General features: G+C 60.6%; 22 protein-coding genes. 6 read left to right on the forward strand and 16 right to left on the reverse strand.

What is annotated here, in order from left to right; genetic code table 11:
* Positions 1-96: 96 nt before the first annotated feature.
* Positions 97-951 (reverse strand): GNAT family N-acetyltransferase, encoded by an 855-nt coding sequence (locus BSK43_RS09625; protein WP_077469613.1) that lies wholly within the window; start codon positions 949-951, stop codon positions 97-99.
* 327 nt (positions 952-1,278) lie between these two features.
* On the opposite strand from BSK43_RS09625, the gene BSK43_RS09630 reads away from it, so the two are divergent.
* Positions 1,279-2,601 (forward strand): UDP-glucose/GDP-mannose dehydrogenase family protein, encoded by a 1,323-nt coding sequence (locus BSK43_RS09630; protein ID WP_077469612.1) that lies wholly within the window; start codon positions 1,279-1,281, stop codon positions 2,599-2,601.
* 72 nt (positions 2,602-2,673) lie between these two features.
* Positions 2,674-3,678: an NAD-dependent epimerase gene (locus tag BSK43_RS09635; RefSeq protein WP_077469704.1), complete on the forward strand. Its 1,005-nt coding sequence runs from the start codon at positions 2,674-2,676 to the stop codon at positions 3,676-3,678.
* 9 nt (positions 3,679-3,687) lie between these two features.
* Here BSK43_RS09635 and BSK43_RS09640 read toward each other — a convergent pair whose 3' ends face one another.
* The 5 genes from BSK43_RS09640 to BSK43_RS09660 form a co-directional block, all read right to left on the reverse strand.
* A complete protein-coding gene (locus BSK43_RS09640; protein WP_234906253.1) occupies positions 3,688-4,194 on the reverse strand; it encodes a flavin reductase in 507 nt (168 codons plus the stop codon).
* A 299-nt stretch (positions 4,195-4,493) separates the two neighbouring features.
* The gene (locus BSK43_RS09645) at positions 4,494-5,222 is read right to left on the reverse strand and encodes a class I SAM-dependent methyltransferase (protein ID WP_077469610.1); all 729 of its coding nucleotides are present in this window, start codon (positions 5,220-5,222) and stop codon (positions 4,494-4,496) included.
* Positions 5,223-5,350: 128 nt separating this feature from the next.
* Positions 5,351-5,839: a VOC family protein gene (locus tag BSK43_RS09650; RefSeq protein WP_077469703.1), complete on the reverse strand. Its 489-nt coding sequence runs from the start codon at positions 5,837-5,839 to the stop codon at positions 5,351-5,353.
* Between the two features lie 17 nt (positions 5,840-5,856).
* The gene (locus tag BSK43_RS09655) at positions 5,857-6,246 is read right to left on the reverse strand and encodes a RidA family protein (protein ID WP_077469609.1); all 390 of its coding nucleotides are present in this window, start codon (positions 6,244-6,246) and stop codon (positions 5,857-5,859) included.
* Between the two features lie 61 nt (positions 6,247-6,307).
* Positions 6,308-7,207 (reverse strand): DMT family transporter, encoded by a 900-nt coding sequence (locus tag BSK43_RS09660; RefSeq protein ID WP_068401567.1) that lies wholly within the window; start codon positions 7,205-7,207, stop codon positions 6,308-6,310.
* 246 nt (positions 7,208-7,453) lie between these two features.
* Between BSK43_RS09660 and BSK43_RS09665 the strand changes: the two genes are divergently transcribed.
* Positions 7,454-7,879: a hypothetical protein gene (locus BSK43_RS09665; RefSeq protein ID WP_077469608.1), complete on the forward strand. Its 426-nt coding sequence runs from the start codon at positions 7,454-7,456 to the stop codon at positions 7,877-7,879.
* 50 nt (positions 7,880-7,929) lie between these two features.
* Here BSK43_RS09665 and BSK43_RS09670 read toward each other — a convergent pair whose 3' ends face one another.
* The 3 genes from BSK43_RS09670 to ung form a co-directional block, all read right to left on the reverse strand.
* On the reverse strand, positions 7,930-8,541 hold the full coding sequence (locus BSK43_RS09670; RefSeq protein WP_077469607.1) for an alpha/beta hydrolase: 612 nt from the start codon (positions 8,539-8,541) through the stop codon (positions 7,930-7,932).
* Between the two features lie 14 nt (positions 8,542-8,555).
* Positions 8,556-9,488, reverse strand: a complete 933-nt coding sequence (locus tag BSK43_RS09675; protein WP_077469606.1) for a VOC family protein — start codon at positions 9,486-9,488, stop codon at positions 8,556-8,558.
* A gap of 144 nt (positions 9,489-9,632) precedes the next feature.
* A complete protein-coding gene (ung, locus tag BSK43_RS09680) occupies positions 9,633-10,334 on the reverse strand; it encodes a uracil-DNA glycosylase (protein ID WP_077469605.1) in 702 nt (233 codons plus the stop codon).
* 232 nt (positions 10,335-10,566) lie between these two features.
* Here ung and BSK43_RS09685 point away from each other — a divergent pair, with 232 nt between their 5' ends.
* Positions 10,567-11,106 (forward strand): AAA family ATPase, encoded by a 540-nt coding sequence (locus tag BSK43_RS09685; protein ID WP_077469604.1) that lies wholly within the window; start codon positions 10,567-10,569, stop codon positions 11,104-11,106.
* 173 nt (positions 11,107-11,279) lie between these two features.
* On the opposite strand, the gene BSK43_RS09690 is transcribed toward BSK43_RS09685, so the two are convergent.
* Together BSK43_RS09690 and BSK43_RS09695 are read right to left on the reverse strand one after the other, a co-directional pair.
* The gene (locus tag BSK43_RS09690) at positions 11,280-13,727 is read right to left on the reverse strand and encodes an FAD-dependent oxidoreductase (RefSeq protein WP_077469603.1); all 2,448 of its coding nucleotides are present in this window, start codon (positions 13,725-13,727) and stop codon (positions 11,280-11,282) included.
* Positions 13,728-13,736: 9 nt separating this feature from the next.
* On the reverse strand, positions 13,737-14,615 hold the full coding sequence (locus BSK43_RS09695) for a choline/ethanolamine kinase family protein (RefSeq protein ID WP_077469602.1): 879 nt from the start codon (positions 14,613-14,615) through the stop codon (positions 13,737-13,739).
* A gap of 315 nt (positions 14,616-14,930) precedes the next feature.
* Here BSK43_RS09695 and BSK43_RS09700 point away from each other — a divergent pair, with 315 nt between their 5' ends.
* Complete coding sequence (locus tag BSK43_RS09700; protein WP_077469601.1) at positions 14,931-15,740, forward strand: DeoR/GlpR family DNA-binding transcription regulator; 810 nt, start codon at positions 14,931-14,933, stop codon at positions 15,738-15,740.
* Between the two features lie 22 nt (positions 15,741-15,762).
* On the opposite strand, the gene BSK43_RS09705 is transcribed toward BSK43_RS09700, so the two are convergent.
* Positions 15,763-16,710 carry a LysR substrate-binding domain-containing protein gene (locus BSK43_RS09705; RefSeq protein WP_077469600.1) on the reverse strand — a complete coding sequence of 316 codons (948 nt, stop codon included), beginning with the start codon at positions 16,708-16,710 and terminating at the stop codon, positions 15,763-15,765.
* A gap of 116 nt (positions 16,711-16,826) precedes the next feature.
* Here BSK43_RS09705 and BSK43_RS09710 point away from each other — a divergent pair, with 116 nt between their 5' ends.
* The gene (locus BSK43_RS09710; RefSeq protein WP_077469599.1) at positions 16,827-17,849 is read left to right on the forward strand and encodes a YeiH family protein; all 1,023 of its coding nucleotides are present in this window, start codon (positions 16,827-16,829) and stop codon (positions 17,847-17,849) included.
* Here the strand turns inward: BSK43_RS09710 and BSK43_RS09715 are convergent.
* The 4 genes from BSK43_RS09715 to BSK43_RS09730 form a co-directional block, all read right to left on the reverse strand.
* Positions 17,812-19,644, reverse strand: coding sequence for a GGDEF domain-containing phosphodiesterase (locus BSK43_RS09715; protein WP_077469598.1), 1,833 nt, complete (start codon positions 19,642-19,644; stop codon positions 17,812-17,814). The genes BSK43_RS09710 and BSK43_RS09715 overlap by 38 nt on opposite strands.
* A gap of 130 nt (positions 19,645-19,774) precedes the next feature.
* On the reverse strand, positions 19,775-21,559 hold the full coding sequence (locus BSK43_RS09720) for an IlvD/Edd family dehydratase (RefSeq protein WP_077469702.1): 1,785 nt from the start codon (positions 21,557-21,559) through the stop codon (positions 19,775-19,777).
* Between the two features lie 7 nt (positions 21,560-21,566).
* Positions 21,567-22,451 carry an NAD(P)-dependent oxidoreductase gene (locus BSK43_RS09725; RefSeq protein WP_077469597.1) on the reverse strand — a complete coding sequence of 295 codons (885 nt, stop codon included), beginning with the start codon at positions 22,449-22,451 and terminating at the stop codon, positions 21,567-21,569.
* Positions 22,452-22,794: 343 nt separating this feature from the next.
* Positions 22,795-25,992 (reverse strand): efflux RND transporter permease subunit, encoded by a 3,198-nt coding sequence (locus BSK43_RS09730; RefSeq protein ID WP_077469596.1) that lies wholly within the window; start codon positions 25,990-25,992, stop codon positions 22,795-22,797.
* Positions 25,993-26,084 lie beyond the last annotated feature (92 nt).

Here is a 26,084-nt window from a genome sequence, read left to right on the forward strand (position 1 = left end):
CATGCAGCATCACGAGGCCGGTTAAGGCCCTGATCTGGCGATTAATCGTTTGTTAAGGTTAAAATCGCGCCCGTGACTAACGCGGCGCGGTCCCGACTAGCCGAGTTCCAGCGTGGTGACGCCGAACACGCGATCAAGTGGTATTTCCGGCGCCTGACCACGATACATCCGCGCCGTCTCGAACACCGGCGACAGGCCAAATTCCTCGGCAAGCCTGACGGCGTGAAGATTGTCTACCGGCACATCCAGATAGATCGGGGCTCCCTTCGCCTCGGCGGCCAGGCGCGCCAGCAAAGCGCGCGCGATCTCCGGCTTGTTGGCAAATAGCGGGCCGACCTTGTAACCGTGAAAACAGCGTCGGATGGTGCCATAGCCACGAACTCTGCTGCCGCCGCCGACCATGAAGGATTTGCGTCTTTCCGGCGCATCGCACCAGACTCTGATGAAGGAGTGCCGCAAACCGGGGAAAATTGTGGCATCGTATTGCAATAGTCCCTGAAGCTTGCCATGCGTGACCGGCGTTACCTGTGTCGCCTGCTCCCCTGCATCCAGCACCTTGGGGATGCCGCCGTAACGCACTGTGCGGTAGGCTACCTCAAAGCCGTGCTGGCGGTAATAGCCCTGCTGCGCGGCGACACCGTCCAACCCGACGGTACGATTGCCGGCAAGCGCCATGCCCTTGTTCCAGAGCTGCTTGCCATATCCTTTGCCGCGAAACTCCGGATGCAGCATGTAAAGACCGATGAAGGCAAAGCTCTCGCCGTAGCGCACCGCCGAGATACAACCCACAGGCACCTCGCCGATCGCGCCGATCAGGAAACCTGACGGATCCGCCTCCCAGAATGCATGGGCGTCATCGACGCCGGGATTCCATCCCTCCTGCCGAGCCCATTCGAGAGCGAGCTCCAATTCCCCGGCCCGCATTGTACGCACGGCAAAAGTCGACTTCATGCAATAGTCCCGAACCACCCATTATATAACCGCTCCGAAAGGAACGATTGCGCCCAATTCATCATGCGGCAACATGATGCCAATCACAAGCGATAGGCAATGATAGCCTTAAAGTACAAAGGCTTCGTTTCATTTGGGGCACAGGTAAAGGTGCAGTAGAATGACGCGGGCACGATCAGCTCTTTATGACACTTCTGTCGCAATTCCTTTGGCGGGAGCATCGGATATAGGCGTGCCCATTGATCCTGTGTATAAGCGCAGGCGATCGCCCATGCAGGCTCCGCGTCCCGACGCCGGAGCCTGCGCCAGCAAGAGGATTGAAGTTTCATGCGCATCACGATGATCGGCTCCGGGTATGTAGGGCTCGTGTCCGGCGTCTGTTTTGCCGATTTCGGCCATGACGTCATCTGCGTCGACAAGGACGCAAGCAAGATCGAGGCGCTGCAACGCGGCGAGATCCCGATCTTCGAACCCGGCCTGGAGCAGCTTGTCGCAGACAATGTTCGCGCCGGCCGCCTCTCCTTCACGACAAATGTCGAGACGAGCGTCGCCGACAGCGATGTCGTTTTCATCGCCGTCGGCACGCCGTCAAGGCGCGGCGACGGTCATGCCGACCTATCCTATGTCTACGCCGCTGCCCGCGAAATCGCCGAGCACGTCAAGGGCTTCACCGTCATCGTCACGAAATCGACCGTCCCGGTCGGTACCGGCGACGAAGTCGAGCGCATCGTGCGCGAAACCAATCCGCAGGCCGATGTCGCCATCGTTTCCAATCCGGAATTTCTGCGCGAGGGTGCTGCCATCGAGGACTTCAAGCGTCCGGACCGCATCGTCATCGGCCTCAATGACGACCGCGCCCGCGGCGTCATGACCGAAGTCTACCGCCCGCTCTATCTCAACCAGGCGCCGCTGCTCTTCACCGCCCGCCGGACGTCGGAACTGATCAAATACGCCGCCAACGCCTTCCTCGCTATGAAGATCACCTTCATCAACGAGATGGCCGATCTTTGCGAGAAGGTCGGCGCCAATGTGCAGGAGGTATCGCGCGGCATCGGCCTTGACGGCCGCATCGGCTCGAAATTCCTGCATGCCGGCCCCGGTTATGGCGGTTCCTGTTTTCCGAAGGATACGCTGGCGCTGGCAAAGACCGCGCAGGATTTCGACGCGCCCGTGCGCCTGATCGAAACCACGATCTCCATCAACGACAACCGCAAGCGCGCTATGGGCCGCAAGGTGATCGCGGCGATGGGCGGCGATATCAGGGGCAAGTCGATTGCGGTCCTGGGCCTGACCTTCAAGCCGAACACCGATGACATGCGCGATAGCCCGGCGATCTCGGTCATCCAGACCCTGCAGGACGCCGGCGCAACCGTCAGCGGCTATGATCCGGAGGGCATGGACAATGCCCAGCTTGTTCTGAACGATATCACCTATGCCGATGACGCCTATGGCGCCGCTCGCGGCGCCGATGCCCTCGTCATCGTCACCGAATGGAACCAGTTCCGCGCGCTGGATTTCGCGCGGCTGAAATCCGTCATGAAATCGCCCGTCCTTGTCGACCTCAGAAACATCTATCGCCATGACGAGGTCACAAAGCACGGCTTTGCCTATACCAGCATCGGCCGACCGATGAACGGCGCCGAACTCTAGAACGTCTACGTATTTCCGGGCGGAAAACCGCTGCGCACTTTCCTGGAAATGCTTCAAGCAAAGGCCGATCCATTGCGTTATCTCATCACCGGCACAGCCGGCTTCATCGGGTTTCACCTCGCCAGGCGCCTGCTAGACGAGGGCCATTTCGTCGTCGGCTTCGACGGCATGACGCCCTATTACGACGTCAGGCTCAAGGAGAAGCGCACGGCCATTCTCGCGCGTTCCAACGGCTTCAAAGCTGTCACCGGGATGCTTGAAGACAAGGCCGCGCTCGATCACGCCGCCGAGCTTGCCGAGCCTGACGTGATCGTCCATCTCGCGGCCCAGGCTGGCGTTCGCTACAGCCTCGAAAATCCGCGCTCCTACGTCGATTCCAATCTCATTGGTTCATTCAATATCCTGGAACTGGCGAGAAACCTGCAGCCGAAGCACCTGCTGCTGGCTTCCACCTCCTCCGTCTATGGCGCCAACGAAAAGATCCCTTTCGCCGAAAGCGACAAGGCCGACGAGCAGATGACGATCTATGCGGCGACGAAGAAGAGCATGGAGCTGATGGCGCATAGCTACGCCCATCTCTTCAATATCCCGACGACCGCCTTCCGCTTCTTCACCGTTTACGGCCCCTGGGGCCGCCCGGACATGGCGCTGTTCAAATTCGTCGATGCCATCAGGAATGACAGGCCGATCGAGATCTACGGCGAAGGCAAGATGAGCCGCGATTTCACCTATATCGACGATCTCGTCGAAGGCATCATCAGGCTCATCGGCGTCATTCCATCAGAAGAAAACCGGGTGGTATCGGAGACGATCACCGATACGCTGTCGAAGAACGCGCCCTTCCGCGTGGTCAATATCGGCGGCGGCCAGCCGGTGGGGCTGATGACCTTCGTCGAAACCATCGAGACGATGCTCGGCAAGAAGGCGATCCGCCATATGCTGCCGATGCAGCCCGGCGATGTTCACAATACCTATGCCGTGCCGGACCTCTTGGTGGCGCTCACCGGCTTCAAGCCGCAGATCGACGTCGATGTCGGCGTGCGCCGCTTCGTCGAGTGGTATCAGGAAAACTACTGAGGAAAAGGGTTATCCGGCCGGGTGATAGGCCCGGTCGAAATAGATGAGCCCCTGCCCGCCATCGCGCAGCCGGATGGCATCGACCTCACACATCAAAATGTCATGCGTCCCGCCATCGGCCTGGCGCACGATACGGCAGTCGAACGAAACAAGTGCATCCTCGAGCGCAGGCGAACCGGTCGACAGTTCCGACCATGCGGCCGCGGCGAAGCGCTCGGCGACAGGCGTCTTGCCGCCGAAGAGACGTGACAGGTCCTGGTGACCTTCGGACAGAACATTGACGCAGAGCACGCCATTCTCGGTCACGGCAGGATGAACCGAAGCACCGCGATTGAGACAGACGAGCAAGGTCGGAGGGTTGTCGGTGACGCTGCAGACAGCAGTCGCGGCAAAACCGGCAAGCCCTGCCGGACCGTTGGTCGTGACGATATTCACGGCTGCCGCCATACGCGCCATGGCGTTGCGAAATTCGGTTCGCACAGCATCGGGATCGGCGACGGGCACCGCCTTCTCCATCGCCACGGACGTTTTCATATTCATTCCCACTATCCCTACAAGCTCAGCCGGATGACCCAACGTATCGGGTCGAAGCGACGATCTCAAGCAACGGCATTTCCCGAAAGCCGCATCCCGGGAGCAATTAGTTTTCTATAAAATCTATCAACAATAGGAAAAGCAATCCCGGCCGAGAGCATCTGGGGTATTTGCGCCTATTACTGCCGACCGAATCCGAAGCATCAGGTTGGCCGTCCCATCGGCGAGACGACGGGACGTTTCCTTGACGGCATCGGCACGAGTTGGCGCTGCTTCCGCCGTTAGGTCCGCGTCGAGATCAGCAGAAACATCGGGCGCTCGCGCTCGATCACCCAATCCGGATGAAGGGCCAGATCCTCGTCGCTCGGCGACCACTCCTCGACATGGGCGATGGCGAAGCCCGATTTTATCAGCAGGTTGAGGGTCGTGCTCATGGTCCGATGCTGTTTGACGACGCCTTCAGCGAGCCAGTTGGTCAACCGCTTTCCCTCGATCTGATAGGCACTGAGCGGCCAGGTCTTGCCGCCGTCCGCATCGGTCAACCACTCCGGCTGACGCGGCGCCATGTAGATCGGATGTTCGATCGAAAAGATCAGCCGGCCGCCGGACTTCAACGACTGGCGGATATTCGCCAGAAGCCCGGCAAAGTCCTCGATATAATGGAAAGCCAGGGAGCTGTAGACCAGATCGAAGCTCGCCTTGGGAAGCTCCAGCTTCTCCAGATCCGCCCTGTCGTAGCGGATACGCTCATCCTTCGTCTCGACGCGGGCGCGCTCGAGCATCTTGTCGGACACATCGAGCCCCAGCACGCCGGCGGCACCCTGCTCTGCCGCCCAGCGGCAGAACCATCCAAAACCGCAACCGAGATCGACGACATCGAGGCCATGCAGATCCGGCAGCAACGCCCGTATCGCCGGCCATTCCGCTGCCCCCGCCAACCCTTCGACAGACCGCTGAAGCCGGCTATAGCCTTCGAAAAAGCCTGGATCGTCGTAAATATTCTGGGTCATGGCAGTCTCCTAGGCTCTCCGCGGTGTGCGACTACCCGCATCGGCAATATCGGTCGAATCTCCCCCGCATAGACCATAACGAAGCCGGCGCAAAGTCGGGGGAAGGAAAGTAAGACGGCTGGCGGCTGTCAAACCGCCGTCTTCGGCCGCGCCAGCCATTGCGAATAGGGCTTCACGCCGAAGCCCGGATCGGCGGCCTCTTCAAGCACATGGATGAACTCGATCGAATGCCCGTCAGGATCGGAAAAATACTGCGAAACTGCCGGCATCCAGCCGACAACGACCGGCTCATCGAGCGGCTCGCCATGAAAGCCCTTCGGCTGCACGCCGTTAGCCTTCAAGGCGGCTGCGGAGCGAATGACATCGTCGAGAGAGGTTCTCAACGCGATATGAAGACGCATGCGAAGAGGCGCGCTGCCCGTTTCCCAGAGGCCCAGCATGCTCGTGCGCTTGTCCCCGATCCAAAGGAAGGCGACATTCCTGCTCTCGATAATCATCGCAACCTCGAGCTTCAGGATATCGCGATAAAATCCGATGGAGCGCTGAAGATCGGAAACAGTCAGATGCGTTTCGTAAAGCCCCGTTATGTCAGGCATTTGCGGATCGACGGATTGCATCGGGCTGCCCGTCATCATCACACCACCTTCGCGGCCGTGACCTCGACCTCGACCAGAAATTCGGCCCGGGTAAATCCGCTGACGATCAACAGCGTCGAAACCGGTTTGGGATCAAGCGTATAGCGGTCGCGCACCGCCATATAGGCAGGAAAATCCTCGCGCGTGGTGACGAAACCGGCGATGCGGATGACATCGGCGAAGCTCATGCCGGCATCGTCGAGAATGGCGTTGATCGCCTGAAAACACATCTCTGCCTGGGCAGTCACATCGTGCGGGATGCGGTCATCGAGGCCGATGCCGAGCTGGCCCGACGTGACCAGAAGACTGGCGCCAGGCGGCACCAGCAGGCCGTGATTGTAATTGCCGAAGGGGCGTCGGACAGACGGTGGATTGAATACCTTCTTCATCAATATCGACTCCTCGTGATCGGAGCGATTTCAACATTTTGAGGCCAGGCCGACAAGCCGTTCAATGCGTTCTTGCTGAAGTAACCACCCTATTTCGACGCACCTCCAACAGGATGTGCCCGAAAAGTGCTGCAAGCACGATCGGTCCGCCGATCAGCGTCGCCGTCGACGGCCGCTCGGCAAAAACCATCCACACCCATAACGGCGTCAGCGGCACTTCGAGCGCCGTCAGCAGGGCTGCATCGGAGGCGGGAACGAGCCGCGAGCCGAATGTATAGAGGCTGAGGCCCATTGCGTTCTGGATGATACCGAAGGCGATGATCAGGCCAAGATCCTGGCCGGATATCGCAAGCGGCGAGGCAAACCAGAAGGTAATGAAGGAGCAGAGCCACGCCGACAGCGCCATCGCCGGCAGCATCGGTACATTGCGATGCTGGCGCATGACGACGGCGAGTGCGGCCACCGTCAGCGTCATGATCGCCGCCAGCCCTTTGCCGAGCCAGCTGCCACCATCGCCTGAATGGCCGGACAGCATGACGAGCACGCCGATGAAAGCGATGCCGCTGGCGATCAGCGTCCTCATATTGGGACGCTCACCGATGAAGAGAAAGGCAACGCCGGCGGTGACGAACGGCACCGTCGCATAGATGACCATGGCGTCGGCAACCGACGTATAATAGATCGAGCCGATACCGCTGATCATTGAAGCCGTCGAAAAGACCGTCGCCGCCAGCGAAGGCCCACGCATAGAGCGCAGGATACGCCAGGCATTGCGGCGTTCGATGTAGAAAAACAGCGTGAAGACGCCGAGGCCGGAAACGATCCCGCGGCAGAAGAGAATGGTCATGAGGTCGGCGTGGATCGCCCGCACGAAGAGGCCCGAGGTCGACCAGGCCAGCGCCGAAAGCGCCACATAGGTGACGCCCAGCCTGTATTGCTGCTGTTCCGCCAGCGTTACCATCAACTCCCCCCGTCCTGTTGTGGCAGATCCATAGCGAGCGGCCATGCCACCCACAAGCAAAGCTTGCGCCCTCTCATGTCGTGGACGTCGGAAGATGCTGAGGGTTGCAGGAAGGCCACGCCCCAGGCCCCGTGGTTGAGCGAAGGATGATCGAAGTCACCCCGAAGGCAGTTCCGGCGACATTCGTCTTGCAGATATTCTCCGCGGCTCTACGGTTCGCGTGAATTTCGGTTAAGGGAGAATCAGTTGCGCCTGCTGTCGGCCACCTTGTTCGCATGCGGCTGCGTCAGCCTGGTGGATGGCCCTCTGTGGCCGCCGGCGCAAACCTATGTCGACACGACAGTGCAATGCAGCCAGAGCAGCAATCCAGCCCGTTGCCAGCATAACCGCGAGACGTGGAAGGCTGAGTATGAGGAGGCCATCGCGGGCGGGTATCGAGCCCAGAAACATGTCGCCCTGTGCCTCAGTACAGGCTGCGACATGGCGATCCAGCCCGACAAGATGCTCGGCTGCGCATGGCGCATTGTTATTGCCGATGCGAAACACGCTCAGTCCGACAGTACAGACGCGACCAATCTCAGCCGCTTCTGCGGGAATGATTATATCGACGACAACGCCAAGCTTGCAGCCGCATCCCAGGCGAAGGCCATGTTGCGCCTGATCGGCAAATAGCCGGCCGCAGAACAGCCAATGGCGGCCCTGCGGCGAGGTCCTGTTCAAATTCAGGCGTAGGGCGCGAGGAATGTACGGATCGCTTCGATCTCGTTCGGCCTGATATCGTGGCCGCCCGGATGCCATTCGAGCGTCACCTGCGCATCCTGCCGTGCGAAATAATCGGCGAGCGCCTGGGTAACGGGAGCCGGCGAGATCGGGTCGCGTTCGCCCGCCGTGATCAGCACGCGCCTCCCCTCCAGCCTTGAATTATCCTTCGGCTGGAACGGGATCAACGGATGCATCAGCACCGCTGCGTCGAAGAGATTGCCATGCTCGATCAGCACGTTGGCAAGGATATTGGCCCCATTGGAAAAACCGAGGCCAAGCACCTGCGACGCGCCGTGCTCGGCCGCAAGCCCCGAGACATAGGCAGCCATCTTGTCCGTCGCCCGGGCGAGATCGGCCATATCGTAGACACCCTCACCCGTGCGGCGGAAGAATCGCGCCGCCCCATGTTCCGACACATCGCCGCGCGGCGACACGATCGTCGCTTCAGGCAAGAGCCGCGCAGCGAAATCGAAGAACTGGTTCTCGTCACCACCGGTGCCATGGAAGGTGAAGAAAATGGGTTTTCCCGGTGCACCGGCCTTCAGCCGGTGCACATAATTCGTATCCATCATGATCCCTCTCCCGATTAGCCTTCCAGCGGCTCGAGGTTCCGCTCGATCAGCTCGCGCAGATGCGCGTGCTGGCCGGGCAGTTTCAGCGCTTCGCCGAGATGCGCCGTGTCCTCATCGCGGTTGAAGCCCGGTTCATTGGTGGCGACTTCGAACAGAACGCCGCCCGGCGTGCGGAAATAGATCGCCCAGAAGTAATCGCGGTCGATGACCGGCGTTACCTGGTATCCCGTGTCCATCAGCGCCTTGCGCACTTCAAGCTGTGTTGCGCGGTTCTCGACGGCAAAGGCGACATGGTGGACGGAGCCGGCGCCCGGAAGCGCGCGGTTGATGTTCGGCATGGTTTCGAGGTCGACATAGTCGGCACCGTTGCCACCGGGAATGGCGAGCCGCTTGACGCCTTCATGTGTATCGACGACCTCATAGCCCATATATTTCAACAGTTCTGCCGTGGCACCCTCGTCCCGCAGCCGCATGGCGACGGAATGGAAGCCCCTGATGGCATGCTCGGCATCCACACCGCCATGCGTCCAGGGCTGACGCTTGTCATCCTTGACCTCGACGAGAGCGAAGCCATCGCCATCCGGGCCGGCGAAATGCAGGCGCTTCTGACCGAAGGATTCGTCGGCCTTCAGACCTTCGACGCCCTGCTTGCTGAGCCGCTCGGTCCAGTAGCCGAGCGCACCTTCCGGAACGGAGTAGACGGTATTGCCGACTTCGCCGGTGCCCGGACGGCCACGAGCCATCTTCGGAAACGGGAAATAGGTCATGATCGTGCCGGGCGTGCCGATCTCATCCCCATAGTAGAGGTGGTAGACATCGGGCGCGTCGAAATTGACCGTCTTCTTGACGCGGCGCAGGCCGAGCGTGTCGGTGAAGAACTTATTGTTGGTACGGGCGTCTTCCGCCATCGAGGTAACGTGGTGAAGACCCTTGATCTGGTTGAGCATCTCTAACCCCTTTGTTTCGCTTGCAACGGCAGGCGTTTCTCATGGGCAGAAGATGGTCCGCAAAGCCTTGTTTCGATAGCCCTCAAGTGCCAAACGGATTGTCTTCAATTATTGAACGACAGATGGATGTCGTTCAATATGAGGTCAACTATTACCTGGATCGCTCGGCAGTGCCCAGTCGATCGGCTCTCGTCCTTGCTCAGCAAGATAGGCATTGGCCTGAGAAAAATGCTTGGAGCCAAAGAACCCGTTATGAGCCGACAGCGGCGATGGGTGCACCGATTTCAGCACGAGATGGCGCTCGGTATCAACAAAGGCGGCTTTCTTCTGCGCGTAGGAGCCCCAGAGCATGAAGACGACGCCATCGCATTCGTCGTTGACCTTGCGGATGACCGCGTCGGTAAATTTCTCCCAGCCTTTGCCCTGATGCGAGGCGGCTTGAGATTCTTCGACGGTCAGCACGCTGTTGAGCAACAGCACGCCCTGTTTCGCCCAGCTTTCCAGGAAGCCATGACGCGCCGGCGGAATGCCGAGATCCGTTTCCAGCTCCTTGTAGATATTGACCAGCGACGGCGGAATGCGCACGCCGGGGCGAACACTGAAGCAGAGCCCATGCGCCTGGCCGACGCCATGATACGGGTCCTGCCCGAGGATGACGACCTGAACCTCATCGAGCGGCGTCAGATCCAGCGCCCGGAAATATTCGCTGCCGCGCGGAAAGATCACCTTGCCGCGCTGCTTCTCCTCGACGAGAAAGGATTTGAGCTGCTGCATATAGGGGCTTTCGAATTCCGGAGACAGCGCCTCTTTCCAGCTCTCTTCCAGCTTGATACCCGCTTCCGCCATCGTCTCTCGCCTCCGTCTGTTGTCAGCATGCCGATTGAGGATGAAAGCGGCGGCGTGTCAAGAAAATGGCTGATGCAGCGGCGGGGAGATCACAGTTTTCGAAGAACGGCGCTGCCTGGCCCAGGCTGATATGGGAAATGGCGGCAATGGCCGCAGCAAACGACCCCAATCGTTGACAATCTCGTTTACTTCGGCCAATGGAAGCCATCCCAATTTTCCGACCGGTGCCCCTATGCTTCCCTTGCATTCCCTTGGCGAGCGCATCGTTGTGCTCGGCCCTTCCAATGCCGGCAAGTCAACCCTTGCTGTCGCCCTTTCCAAAAAACTCGGCCTCCCGGCCGTGCATCTCGATCAGCTTCACCACCTGCCAAATACAGACTGGGAGCAACGCCCTGAAGTTGAGTTCGCCGCACTCCATGATGCGGCTATTCTTGAAGAGCGGTGGGTTATAGAAGGCAACTATTCGCGCCTGATGCCGCAGCGCTTCGCCCGGGCCACCGGTGCCATCCTCATAAGCTCCAACCATTGGCTTCGCTTTTCCCGCTATCTCAAACGCACGCTCATCAACCGTTCGAACCGCGCGGGACATCTCGAAGGTGCGAAGGACAGCGTCAAATGGGAAATGATTCAATGGATACTGGTGAAGACCCGCAATAGCGGCGTCAAATATGCAAAAATGCTCCAGGAATCCGGCCTGCCGCTCATAGAATGTCATACGGCGGAGGCGCTCAATAATCTCTATCGGGCGTGGGACTTGCCGGACCGACGATAGGGGTTTTGTGCGAATGGCACCGGACTTCTGCGATCGGCCCCCACGTTGCGCCGATCTCATTAGCTGCAGCTTTTCAGTTTATTCGCCAAAAGCTCCGGCCACTATATCCATCCGTGATGAGATTGGCGGCTGGCCAAGCTGCGCCACCTTTCTCAAATCATCGTCCTCCGCAATCACCCCTTGATCCGCATCATCTGCGGATCGTAGAGCGGCTTCAGGGACACCTGGCAGGGCACGCGCCGCTGCGCCACATCGAGTTCGTAACGGCCGGAGAGCACAAAATCCGCGGTCACCCCGCTGGGATCGCGGACATAGCCGTAGCCGATGGCCTTGCCGATCGTGTAGCCGTAACCGCCACTCGAAAGCCAGCCGACGCGCTGGCCGTCGCGATAGATCGTCTCGCGGCCGAGCAGCACGGTCTCGGGGTCGTCCGGCACGAAGCAGGCAAGCATCTTCTTGACGCCGGAGGCCAGCTGCCGCTCGATCGCCTCGCGGCCACGGAATGCAATGTCCTTCTTCATCTTCACCGCCCATGCGAGCCCGGCTTCGACCGGCGTATGATCCGGCCCGATATCGGAGCCCCAGGCGCGATAACCCTTCTCCAGCCGGCAGCTTTCAATGGCGCGATAGCCGGCATTGATGAGGCCGTGCTCGCGCCCGGCCGCCATCAGCACGTCATAGACAGTGCCGGCATATTCCACCGGCACATGCAGCTCATAGCCCAGTTCGCCGACATAGGTGATGCGCAGCGCCCGCACCGGGCAGCCGGCAATGCCGACTGTCCGCACTTTGCCGAAGGGGAACGCACCATTCGAAACGTCAGCCGATGTCACCGCCTGCAATATCTCGCGCGATTTTGGCCCCATCAGCGATAGCACCGAGTAAGCTGAAGTCACATCAACCAGTTCGGCATGCAGGTCGGCCGGAATATTGCGGGCGATCCAGTCGAAATCGTGGGTGGCAAAGCCCGTGCCGGTGGTGATGTAGAACTCGTTTTCAGCGACACGGGCGACGGTGACGTCGCATTCGATGCCCCCCCGGTCGTTCAGCATTTGCGTATATGTTAGCGCGCCCACGGGCTTGGCGACGTCGTTGGCTGCGATCCACGAGATCGCTGCCTCGGCATCCCGGCCTTTCAGCAAGAACTTGGCAAAGGAGGTCTGGTCGAAGATGACGGCCGCTTCGCGCACGGCCTTGTGCTCGCGGCCGACGGCGCCGAACCAGTTTTGCCTCTCATAGGTGTAGATATCCTTCGGCTCCTCGCCGGCAAAGAGATCGGCAAACCAGTTCGGCCGCTCCCAGCCGAGCTTTTCACCGAAGCAAGCGCCCTGAGCTTTCAGGCGGTCGTAGAGTGGCGATTTGCGGCAGGGTCGGCCGCTGGAGTGCTCTTCGAAGGGCCAGGCCATGGTGTAGTGCTTGCCGTAGGCCTCCAACGTGCGGGTCCGCACCCAGTCTGTGTCGAAATGCGGACGGCCGAAGCGCCTGACGTCGACAGGCCACAGGTCGTAGGGTGGCTCACCCTTGGCGACCCATTCGGCGAGCGCCATACCCGCGCCACCGGCAGACGCAATGCCGAATGCGTTGAAGCCGGCGCCGACGAAGAAATTCTTCAGCTCCGGCGCTTCGCCGAGAATGAAGTTGCCATCGGGCGTAAAGCTCTCCGGGCCGCACAGCAGCTGCTTGACGCCGGCCGTCTGCAGCGCCGGCACGCGCACCAGCGCCTGCTCCATGATCTGCTCGAAGTGGTCGAAATTGCTGTCGAGCAGCGTGTAGTGGAAATCCTTGGGGATGCCATCGAGCGCCCAGGGAATCGGGTTCGGCTCATAGCCGCCCATGACCAGCCCGCCGACCTCTTCCTTGTAATAGGTCAGCCTGTCGGGATCGCGCAGCGTCGGTAGGTTGGAGGGGACGCCGAAGGATTCGGTGATCAGATATTGATGCTCGACGGAGACGAGCGGCACGTTGACGCCGAAGCGGCCAGCAAAGGTCCGCGTCCATTGCCCGGCACAGACGACGACGCGCTCGCATTCGATGCGTCCCCTATCGGTGATGACGGCGCGAATCCGACCCTTGTCGATTTCGAGATCCAGAACCTCGGTATCCTCAAAGATCGAGACGCCGCTCATGCGCGCGCCCTTGGCCAAGGCTTGGGTGATATCGGAAGGATTGGCCTGCCCGTCGGTCGGCAGAAAGGCAGCCCCGACCAGATCGTCGACATCCATCAGCGGCCAGAGATCGAAAGCCTCCTTCGGTGTCAGCAGATGCATCTGCAGGCCGAAGGATTGCGCCGTCGTCGCCTGCCGTTTGACCTCTGTCCAGCGCTCCTCGTTGCAGGCAAGGCGTAACCCGCCATTCATCTTCCAGCCGGTGGCAAGCCCCGTCTCGGCCTCAAGCTTCTTGTAGAGATCGACGGAATAGCCGAGCATCTGGGTGATATTGGCGCTGGTGCGCAGCTGGCCGACGAGACCGGCGGCGTGAAACGTCGTGCCCGAGGTCAGCTTCTTGCGCTCCAGCAGCACCGTATCGGTGAAGCCGAGCTTGCCAAGATGGTAGGCCGTCGAGCAGCCGATGATGCCGCCGCCGATGACGACGGTCTTTGCGGTAGCAGGCAGGTCCTTCATTGCGTCACCTCAAGAATTGCGAAAGCTCTGCCAGGCGCTCTCGAAACGCCTGAGATTTTCAGCTGTATAGGAAGAATAATCGAATTCGATGTCGGAATGGATTTCCGAAACCATGCTCCACATCGTCTCGCGCAGGAGAGACGCGCATTTCATCGCCTGATAACGGCGGCGCAGATCGTCATTTGCCGGCGCCTCGAAATAGGCCTCCAGCATCGCCTCTTCCTGCTGCTCGGAAAATTCATTGTTGGAGGCGAGGCCGCCGAGGTCAAAGAGCGGCGTGTTGAAACCGGCATAGTCCCAATCGATCAGCCAGAGCCGCCTGCCATCATCGAGGAAATTCGCCGCCAGCAGATCATTGTGGCCGAAGGCGATCTCGAAAGGCCCAGCTTCGCGCTCAAGCTGCTCGGCAATATCGAGAAAGGAAGCCAATAGCGGCTTGTGCTGGCTGCCGCCGGCATCGAGCGTGGCCGCATAGTCTCTGATCACATGAAAGACCCAGAAAATCGCCACCGGCCCGCGAAAATGCCTGCCAATATCGCGATGACAGGAGCGGACTAGGCGCACGACGCGCACTATCGTCGCCGGCTGGCGAATGTCGTCGGCGGAGAGCGGCTTCGCGTCGATATAGTCAAGCACCATGATACCGGGCTGATGATGAATGACAGCTGGCGAAAGGCCAGCCGCGTGCGCAGCCCTGCTCGCCGCCACCTCATTGCCGCGGCTGATATGATGAACCGGAATGTCAGACCCAAGCCTGACCACGAAGCGCCGGCCGCCATTGCCGACCAGATAATTGCGATTGGTAATGCCACCCACCAGCGGGGCGATATCGATCGGCCCGCGCCAAATATCGAGAGACTGTATCCTGTCTTCCGGCGTTACGATCATTCCCCCTCCGGTGCCTCTATCGAGCATCCTTTGGACGGGAAAGGTTCCTTACAAAGGCAAAACTGTCAAGAACCGATCCACAAAATCAAACAGATTTTTGGCTTTTTGTTGGATTTGCGAATAATTCCCAATCGAATGAGCTATGGATAGTCTAACACGGCGCTTCACCGTAGGTGAGATTTGTCTTAAAAACTCCAGCGTGAGGCGATCGGATTCATCTCGCAGAGAGCTTGCTGCCCCCTTGGCACAGGCACCTGCTCGATCCGGAAGCCATTTGCATATCTTGGGATCGATACCCTCAATAGGATCAGGATCATGTCGGGCATATCCCAGCCACCGCTTCACTCCAATCATCGCGAGCGCGAGATTCTGGAGGAACTCCGGCTGGCCGGCGGCGCAAGCCGCATCCAATTTCTTGCCGAGCGTCTCGGCGTCTCGGAAGAGACGATCCGCCGTAATATCCGCAGCCTGGAAACCAACGGTCTCGTCACCAAGGTCCATGGCGGCGTTCATATCAAGGACTCGATGATCGAGCCGCCGTTGCACCTGCGCATGAACGAGAATGCCGAGGCCAAGCGGATGATCGCCGCATCCGTCGCCTCGATGATCGAAGACGGCGATACCCTCTTCCTCGATGTCGGCTCTACCACCGCCTTCATCGCCGTCGCGCTGCAGAAGCACCAGAACCTTTTCGTCGTCACCAATGCCCTGTCAGTGGCCCATGCGCTCGCCACCCGCAACGGTAACCGCATCTTCTTCGCCGGCGGCGAACTGCGCGGTCATGATGGTGGCGCCTTCGGCATGGAGGCTGCCAATTTTCTGCGGCGCTTCAACATACGCCATGCCATCCTCTCGGTCGGCGCCATCAATGCCACCTCAGGCTTCATGCTGCATGATCTCGAAGAGGCGGAATATTCGCGCGAAGCGGTGAGCCGGGCTGAACGCTGCATCATCGTTGCCGACAGTGCCAAGTTCGGGCGCAGCGCCCCGATCATTCTGAGCGAGCCGGAAACCTTCGACGTCCTCGTCACCGACGAGGCCCCACCCGCCGACATCAACGCCATGCTGGAGCGCAACGCGATCGAACTCGTCGTCGCCAACCGACAACGGGTCGAGCGGCGCTAGGCGAACTCATCGGAGATCGGGGTTACCCAGCATTCTCAGCGCCAGCCGGTTCGCTCCGCTCATCCGGATCGAAACTGGCGAATTTGCGATAGCTCTTGCACATGGCCTCCAAGGTCAGCGCCGCCTTGCTGGCGTGGCGCTCCTTGTGGCGCAGCAATCGGAAGCTGCGCGCCGGCAGATCGAAACTGGCCTGAACCAGCAATCCCTGCCCGAGATAGGCTTTCGCCGCCGCGCTGGAAATAGCGGCTGCGCTTTGGCCCAGGCATACCGCCGACAGCACGGCTTCGTTCGACGGCAGAACGAGTGCAACATTGAGATCGGCTGACGGAGCGCCGAGCTTGGCAATCGCATTCTCGAATTCGGAGCGGGTGCCCGAGCCCTCCTCGCGCATCACCCAGGATGTGCCGCCTGCAAGATCGGAGCCGGTCAATTGCCGCCCGTCCGCCCAGGGATGGTTTGGCGGCACGACGATAACAAGCGCATCCTGCGCAACGATCTTCATCGACAGTGCCGGCGCGTCCACCTCCCCCTCAATGAAACCGAGTTCCGCTGCGCCATCGATGACGGCTTCCGTGACGGTGCGGGTGTTACCGATTGTCAGGTCTAGCTCAATGCCGGGATAGTCGCGGTGAAACCGCATCAGCAGCGGCGGCAACCAGTAGCTGGCAATGGTCTGGCTCGCATAGAGGCTGAGCCGACCGCGCTGCAATCCAGCAAGCTCGGACAGCATGAGTTCGGCCGAACGCACGCGGGCAAGCGTCGCCTTCGCCTCCCCTAAGAAGGACCGCCCCGTCTCCGTCAGCTCGATCCGCCGGCCGACGCGGTGGAACAGCTCCACCCCATAATAGGCCTCGAGGTTCTTGATCGCCGAACTTACCGCCGAAGGCGTGAGATGAATGGCCTCCGCAGCATGAGTCAGATGTTCGCGCTCGGCGACGGCGACGAAAATGGCAAGCTGCTCAAAGGTCATGGGAAATCATTCTAATTTATCGAACGAAACGTAGGATAATATTCGATGGATGTCCACATCGACAGATGAGACTTTCCTACCGTCAGCAAATCATAACAAAAGATCGACGGTACGACATGCCCCTCGCCCAACGCGCAAACAAAATCCTCCCCGGCCTCGCACTCACCTGTGCCGTCGCAGTTGTCGCCTATGCCGGCGAACATGCGGAACTCAGCCTTCTCGGCGGCCGCTGGATCGAGAGCCTGGTGCTCGCCATCGCCCTCGGCATTGCCGTCTGCACCATCAAGCCGTTGAAGCCAACCATGCGGCCGGGCATCGATTTCAGTGCCAAGATCCTGCTCGAAATCGCCATCGTCCTCCTTGGTGCGTCCATAAGCCTCTCGGCAGTGCGTGGAGCGGGCGTCTGGCTGATCGCCGGTATCGCCATCGTCGTCGTGCTGTCGATTGCCGCAACCTATTTGATCGGGCGTCTGCTCGGCCTGCCGCCGAAGCTGGCAACGCTGATTGCCTGCGGCAATTCCATATGCGGCAACTCCGCCATCGTTGCCGTCGCGCCTGTAATCGAGGCCGATTCGCAGGAGATTGCTGCGGCTCTCGCCTTCACGGCCGTGCTGGGTATTGCCGCCGTCTTCCTGCTGCCGTTCCTCTATTTCTATTTCGGCATGAGCGTGCCACAATATGGAACGCTTGCCGGGTTGACCGTCTATGCGGTCCCGCAGGTGCTCGCAGCAACCGCCCCTGTCGGCCTTCTTGCCGTCCAGACAGGCACGCTGGTCAAGCTTGTTCGCGTCCTGATGCTCGGCCCTGTCATCTTCATGCTCGGCATTCTCACCAAAGTCGAAACGACGGATGCAAACGGTCGCAGCGGCCATCATCACTCGCTGGTGCCATGGTTCATCTGCGGCTTCCTCGGGCTGATGGCAATGCGCTCCTTCGGCCTCATCCCGGATGCTTTGGTCGCGCCGATGCAATTGGTCTCGAGCATCCTGACCGTGATTGCCATGGCCGCACTCGGTCTATCGGTGAATATCCGTTCCGTTGCCCATGCCGGCGGGCGCGTGATCGTCGCCGCCACGCTGTCGCTGTTGATGCTCGGTGTAATCAGCTACGGTCTGATCGTCGCGTTGCAGATTCAGTAGCGCGCCCACCGCCGGCAACGGCGGATCCGCGTCTGCCGGATGCAGGAGCCGGCTTCAGCAGTGCCGCAATCTCGTTTTCGGGGGCAGGATAGCCAATGGCATACCCCTGAAGCTCGTCGCAACCGAGGTCGGCCAGAATACGGGCATGTTCCTCGGTCTCGACACCCTCGGCAACGACTTCGACATTCAGGGCCCGGGCGATTTCGACGATAGAGCCGACGAGGCGGCGCTGCTCTTCCGAGACCGTGACAGCCGTCACCAATTGCCGATCGATCTTCAGCCGTTTCGGTTTCAGCTTGACCAGGCCGATCAGTGAAGCATGACCCGAACCGAAATCGTCGATCTCAATGTCGATACCCATCTGTTTGATCCCATCGATATTGGCAAGCACCCGATCGTCAGGATCATCGAGGAAGATGGTTTCCACCAGTTCGAAGGCGATGGCATGTGGCGGTATCTTCAGTGCCTGCAATCCCTCGATCAGATCGTGATCGGCGAGCCGGCGGCCGGAAATATTGACGGCGATGCGTGGCGGCTCGACGCCCTGCGACACCCAAACGGCGCGGTCGGCAAGTACACGCGTCAGCACGGCCGCGTCGATCTCGGCGGTAAGCCCGTATTCCTCAGCCAGCTTGAGGAATGCCACTGGATACAGCAATCCCTTTTCCGGATGCCGCCAGCGCGCCAGAGCCTCCAACCCAACGATGCGGCGGCTGCGCGCGTCGACCTGAATCTGATAGAATGGCTCGATCTGCTGCAGCATCGGCGCAAGCCGCAGTTCATCAGCCAACCGACGTTCCGCATGCAGATCTGCCTGGAGCTCCGGCGTGAAGAACTCGACGCGGTTGCGGCCGAGCTTCTTGGCCTGGAAAAGCGCGACATCGGATTCGGCTAGCAGACTGCCCGCATTGTCGGACCGGCTCGACGCCACCCCGATGGACGCGCCGATCCGAAGCATGTCGTTGCCGAAGCGCACTTCGCGCCGCAGCCGCGAGAGAATGTCGTCGGCTATGGCCTCCAACCTCTCGGCGCTGCCGATATTGACCAATACCGCCACGAACTCGTCGCCGCCAATACGCGCCACCAGATCGCTGGCAGTGATCGCCGCTGAAATACGGGCAGCCGCGCTCTGCAGCGTCGCATCACCCGCCGCATGGCCCCATTTGTCGTTGATCTCCTTGAAACCGTCGAGATCAATATGAAGCACACCCAAAGTCTCGACGTCCGCATCCTTGCGCAGTTCGGCCAGCCGTCGGTCGAAATAGCGCCGGTTGGGAAGGCCCGTCAGGTAATCATGATCGGCGGCATATTCGATACGAGCGCGGCTTTGTTCGAGCGCCACGGCCCGCGCCTCGGCGATCGCCTTCTGGCTGGTCAGTTCACGATTGAGCTGGACGTCGGCGGTGACATCCCATTCCGCGCCGATAAAGGAGGGCGAACCGTCGTGATCTTCATAGAAATGCGCACTGGAGCGCAGATGGCGCACCTCTCCGCTAGGCAGAACGATGCGAAACTGCGAGTTATAGAAGCCGCGCCCATCGAGAGCGATCTGGAAGTCGTTGACTGCCCTCTCGACATCTTCGGGATACAAAGCATTCATCCAGACGTCAGACGGCACCCGGCGATCCTGAAGGCCGGTTCCATAGAGCCGGTGCATCTGCTGGTCCCAGAGCAATTCCTTGTCATTGACGTTATGCTGCCAGACACCGATTTGAGACGCCTCAAGCGCCAGCTCCAACCTTCTTAAAAGGTCCTGGAACTCTTCTTCGGTTCGCCCTGATGCCGTCTCTGCCAAAGAGCTCAACCCCCTTCGGAAATTGGAGAGATTACATAACTGTTACTCAATAGATTTGCACTACTGCCTTTCGCGAACTTTAACGGCGGCCCCTACCGGCCACCTGCCAACAGTTTGCGTCAAAATGCTATTAGTGATTATGCCTAGGCGGCGTGGCCGCGAGATTGCGAAACTCGGCAGCCCCTTCGAGCACGGCACCATCGGAAAGCTGCGTGACTGAACGGCGATAGATGCGCTGCCACGGGGTTGCATCCGGCGGGACTGGCGGTATGCCATCGCCTTTGCGGCGCTCGATCTCCGCTTCCTCCACCAGCATGTCGCATCGGCCGTGATTGAAGTCGATGCGGATGGTGTCGCCGGTCCTGAGCCACGCAAGTCCCCCGCCGGCCGCACTCTCCGGCGAAGCGTTGAGAATGGATGGGCTGTCGGCCGTCCCCGACTGGCGCCCGTCGCCGATTGTCGGAAGGCTGCGGATGCCGCGCTTCAGGAGCGCATCCGGCGGCTGCATGTTGACCACTTCGGCCGATCCCGGCCAGCCGATCGGCCCTGCCCCGCGGATGACGAGGATGGTCCTCTCGTCGATGCCCAGATCAGCGTCGTTGATGCGCTTGTGATAGTCCTCGGATCCGTCGAAGACCACGGCTCTGCCCTCGAACACGCCCTCGTGTCCGGGCTCCTGTAGATAACGGCTGCGGAAATCCTCCGACACGACGCTCATCTTCATGATGGCGAAATCGAAAAGATTGCCCTTCAGCACGAGGAAGCCGGCGCGCTCCTTCAAAGGCTCGGCGAACGGGAGGATGACCTCGCGATCCGTCGCTTCCCTACCCTTAAGATTTTCCGCCATCGTCTTGCCGGTCACCGTCGGACAGCTTCCGTCAAGCTTATCGGCCTGCAGCAACTCCCACATGATGGCGGGAACACCGCCTGCACGATGGAAGCGCTCACCGAGATAGGCGCCCGCCGGCTGCACATTGGCAAGCAGCGGAATGTCGAAACCATGCACCTGCCAGTCATCCGGATGAAGCTCGACGCTGGCATGCTTAGCCATCGCCGCCAGATGTGGCTGTGCATTGGTCGATCCGCCGATGGCGGAATTGACCCTGATGGCATTGAGAAAAGCCTGGCGCGTCAGCACGTCGGACGGCTTGATGTCCTCAAGCACGAGTTCCACAGCGCGGCGGCCGGTGCGATAGGCCATTTGCCCGCGCTCACGATAGGCGCCGGGAATGGCGGCGCATCCGGTCAGCGACATGCCGAGCGCTTCGGCCATGGCGTTCATCGTCGATGCCGTTCCCATGGTGTTACAATGACCGATCGAGGGCGCCGAAGCGAGAGACGCCTCCATGAACTCCTCCTCATCGATCTCGCCGGCCGCCAGCTTGCGGCGCGAGCGCCAGATCACTGTGCCGGACCCGGCAAGCTCCCCGTCATGCCAGCCATCCAGCATCGGGCCGCCGGACAGCACGATCGCCGGAATGTTGACGGTGGAGGCCGCCATCAGCGCCGAGGGGGTGGTCTTGTCGCAGCCGGTGGTCAGTACCACGCCGTCGAGCGGATAGCCGTAGAGCACTTCGACGAGACCGAGATAGGCAAGGTTGCGGTCAAGCGCTGCCGTCGGCCGCTTGCAGTTTTCGAAGATCGGATGGGTCGGGAATTCGATCGGAATACCTCCGGCATCGCGAATGCCGTCACGTACGCGCTTGGCAAGATCGAGGTGATGGCGGTTGCAGGGGGTCAGATCACTACCGCTCTGGGCAATCCCGATAATCGGCTTACCCGAGCGCAGCTCTTCCGGCGTGATGCCGTAGTTCATGAACCGCTCCAGATAGAGCGCCGTCATATCGATATGATCCGGATTGTCGAACCAGTCCTGCGAACGCAGGCGGCGCTTGGATGCACCCTTATCGCTCATGTCTTCCTCAAGCCTTTCCTTGGCCATTCTTGTCTTCCAGATACTGCAGCAACCCGCTGTGATCCTGCTCGCCACCGCCATTTTCGACGAATTCCGCAAACTCGGCCCTGACGGCCTCCGTCAGCGGCAGCTGAAGCGCGAGATTCTGGGCAGCGGCAAGGACGGTATCCAGATCCTTCAGCTGATTGCGGGCGGTTCCGCCCGGCTCGAAATTGCGCTCGATCATGCGCTGGCCGTGAAGTTCCAAAATCCTGCTTTCGGCAAAACCACCGCGAATGGCCGCACGAAATGCCTCGCGAGAACCACCGCCCGCTTCGACAAGCAGCATCGCCTCGGCAACGGCGCCGATGGTCACCGCGACGATTTGCTGATTGCCGAGCTTGGCAAGCTGACCGGTGCCGCTTGGGCCGACGCGGGTCACGCGACCAAGCGGCGCCATGATATCGCGAACACTATCGATGACGTCGGCATCGCCGCCGGCCATGATTGCCAGCGTCCCGGCCGCAGCACCGACCACGCCGCCGGAGACCGGCGCATCGATATGCCTGATACCGCGCTCCGCAAGCTTGAATGCATGTTCGCGGGCGATCGCCGGCGGTATCGAGCTATTGTCGATGACAACCGCTCCGGACTCCAGCGCATCAGCCACGCCGCTGCCGAACAGGACCTCGCTGACGGCACCGCCATTGGTGAGCATGGTGAAGACGACCGACGCCCCCCTTGCCGCCTCCACGGCAGTAACTGCGACGGTCGCGCCATGCTCAGCGAGCGGATCAGCTTTGCTGCGGTCGCGATTCCAGACGGTGAGCGGAAAACCGGCATCAAGAAGCCGCCGTGCCATCGGCGCTCCCATCAATCCCGTTCCGAGAAAAGCGATCTTCCTGCCGCTCACAGCGACGTCCTCCGAATTATAAGCATGTGAAACCTGCAACGTTGCAGCGGTCAATCAACCCAGCCGACCCGACAACAACCGCATGCACACCACTATCCCTAGTCTTGGGTGCCGATGGGCAGCTCCCCATGCCCCCGTACACGTCAACCAACTCACCCAAGAGCTTGATAAACCTATGGTGACCGCATGCAAAGGAAATCCGTGCGCATGCGACAAATTCTGCCGGCAACGGAACGCGCGGCCGGGTAGCAGCCGGAATTGAGCCAGCACAAAAGAAAAGGGCGGGACCTTGCGGTCCCGCCCATGGGGTGTCGAGCACTGGAGTACCGCTCGGCACGGCCCCCTATTCGGCGGCGATCGGGAGTACCTCCGCCGAATGGTCATTATCGTTGTGATGGTGCTGCTTCAGCGGACGGTTGCCCGACAGAGTGCGGATCAGCACGTAGAAAACCGGCGTCATGAAGATGCCGAAGAAGGTGACGCCGATCATGCCCGAGAACACCGCGATACCCATGGCGGTTCGCATCTCGGCACCGGCACCGGTCGAGGTAACCAGCGGCACGACACCCATGATGAAGGCCATGGAGGTCATCAGGATCGGACGCAGACGCAGACGGCTGGCCTCGATTGCGGCCTGTACCGGCGTGCGGCCTTCAAATTCCAGTTCGCGGGCAAATTCCACGATCAGGATCGCGTTCTTCGCCGACAAGCCCACCAACACCACCAGACCAATCTGGGTGAAGATGTTGTTGTCCCCACCCGTGAGCCAGACGCCGGTCAGCGCCGCCAATACACCCATCGGCACGATCATGACGATGGCGAGCGGCAAGGTCAGGCTCTCGTATTGGGCGGCCAGCACGAGGAAGACCAGCAGCAGCGCCAGCGGGAAGACGACGATGCTGGAATTGCCGGCCAGAATCTGCTGGTAGGTCAAGTCCGTCCACTCGAAGTCGATGCCGGCGGGCAACGTCTCATGCAGAATCTTCTCGATCGCCGCTTGTGCCTGACCTGACGAGAAACCGGGCGCCGGGCCGCCATTGATGTCGGCAGCAAGGAAGCCGTTATAGCGGTTCGTACGCTCCGGACCGGTGGTGGCATCGACCTTCAGCAAGGCTGAAAGCGGGATCATCTGGCCCGATGCCGAGCGAACCTTCAACTGGCCGATATCTTCCGGCTGGGCGCGGAACTTGGCATCGGCCTGTACGCGGACGCTGTAGGTGCGGCCGAAGGCGTTGAAGTCGTTCACATAGAACGAACCGAGATAGATCTGCAGCGTCTGGAAGACGTCGGTGACGGAGACCCCGAGTTGCTCGGCCTTGGCGCGGTCAAGATCGGCGAAAAGCTGCGGCACGTTGATCTGGAAGCTCGAGAAGATGCCAGCGAGTTCCGGTGTCTGGTAGGCCTTGGCAATCACTGCCTTGGCCGCCTGGTCGAGCGCCTGGTTGCCGAGGCCGGCGCGATCCTCGATCTGCAGCTTGAAGCCGCCGGTCGTGCCGAGACCGTTGACTGGCGGCGGCGGGAACATGGCGATGAAGGCATCCTGGATGGCGCCGAACTTCTGGTTCAGCGCCATGGCGATCGCCCCGCCCGAAAGATCGGGCGTCTTGCGCTCGTCGAAGTCCTTCAGCGTGACGAAGACGATACCGGCATTCGAGGAGTTGGTGAAGCCGTTGATCGACAGGCCCGGGAAGGCGATCGCATTGGCGACACCCGGCTGCTTCAGCGCGATATCAGTCATGCGCTTGATCACGCTTTCCGTGCGGTCGAGGCTTGCGGCATCCGGCAACTGTGCGAAGCCGATCAGATATTGCTTGTCCTGCGATGGCACGAAACCACCTGGAACCGTTGTGAACAGGCTATAGGTCGCTCCCACCAGCGCGAAATAGATCACCATGACGATGCTCTTGCGCGACAGCAGGCCGCCGACGCCCTTGCCGTAGTATTTCGAACCGCTTCCGAACGCCCGGTTGAAACCGCGGAAGAACCAGCCGAAGACCGCGTCCATGACCCGCGTCAACCGATCCTTCGGCGCATGATGACCCTTCAAAAGCAAAGATGCCAGTGCCGGGGACAGGGTGAGCGAGTTGAAGGCCGAGATGACGGTCGAGATGGCGATCGTCAGCGCGAATTGGCGGTAGAACTGGCCGGACAGGCCGGAGATGAAGGCGAGTGGCACGAAGACCGCGACGAGAACCAGCGCGATCGCGATGATCGGACCGGAGACTTCCTTCATGGCCTTGTAGGTGGCGTCCCGCGGGCTGAGCCCGTTCTCGATATTGCGTTCGACGTTTTCGACCACGACGATCGCGTCGTCCACGACGATACCGATCGCCAGCACCAGGCCAAACAGACTGAGCGCATTGATCGAGAAGCCGAAGACATACATCACCGCAAAGGTGCCGATGATCGACACCGGAACGGCGATCAGCGGGATGATCGAGGCGCGCCATGTCTGCAGGAACAGGATGACGACGAGAACAACCAGCGCAATGGCTTCGAGCAGCGTGTCGATCACCTTCTCGATCGACGCGCGGACGAATTTTGTCGTATCGTAGACGATCTCGTACTTGACGCCCGCCGGCATGGCCTTCTGCAGATCGTTCATGGTCGAGCGCACATTGTTCGCGATCTCGATCGCGTTCGAACCAGGCGCCTGGAGAACCGCGACGGCGACGGCCGGCTTGCCGTCGAGCAGCGAACGCAACGTATAGTCTTCCGCACCCAGTTCGACGCGAGCGACGTCGCGAAGGCGGGTGATCTCGCTATTGGCGCCCGTCTTGACGATGATGTTGCCGAACTCCTCGGGCGTGCGCAGGCGGCCCTGGGCATTGACGTTGAGCTGCAGATCCACGCCCGGCCGGCTGGGCGAGGCACCGATGATGCCGGCCGCGGCCTGGACGTTCTGCGAGCCGATCGCATTGCTGATATCGCTGGCGGCAAGATTATGCTCGGCCGCCTTCTGCGGATCGATCCAGACGCGCATGGAATAGTCGCCGGCGCCGAAGACCTGCACCTGCCCGACGCCTTCGATGCGGGCGAGCCGATCCTTGACGTTCAAGGTCGCATAGTTTCGCAGATAGGTGATGTCGTGGTCGGCCCCGTCCGAGACGAGGTTGACGACCATGATGAAGTCGGGCGAGCTCTTGACGGTCGTGATGCCGAGGGTACGGACCTCCGCGGGCAGGCGCGGCTCAGCCTGCGAAACGCGATTCTGCACGAGCTGCTGCGCCTTGTCCGGATCGGTGCCGAGCTTGAAAGTGACCGTCACGTTGAGAACGCCGTCGGACGTTGCCTGGCTGGACATGTAGAGCATGCCCTCGACGCCGTTGATCTGCTCTTCGAGCGGCGTCGCAACCGTTTCGGCAATAACGGTCGGGTTGGCGCCGGGATAGGTGGCGCGCACGACAATCGATGGCGGCACGACCTCCGGATATTCGGAGATCGGCAGCGCCCTGAGGCCGATAAGGCCGGCGACCACGATGAGGACCGAAAGAACACCGGCAAAGACCGGGCGGTCGACAAAGAATCTGGAGATGTTCATATCAAAGCCCTCTCCGGGGTGAAAGCGGATGCAAAATCCCTGTCCGGCGAGCTGAGAGCCGCCGGCGGATCATGTGAATTCGGATGTCGGCC

It is taken from the genome of Rhizobium sp. P44RR-XXIV, assembly GCF_001999485.2.
In the GTDB taxonomy this organism is placed as follows: Bacteria; Pseudomonadota; Alphaproteobacteria; order Rhizobiales; family Rhizobiaceae; genus Rhizobium.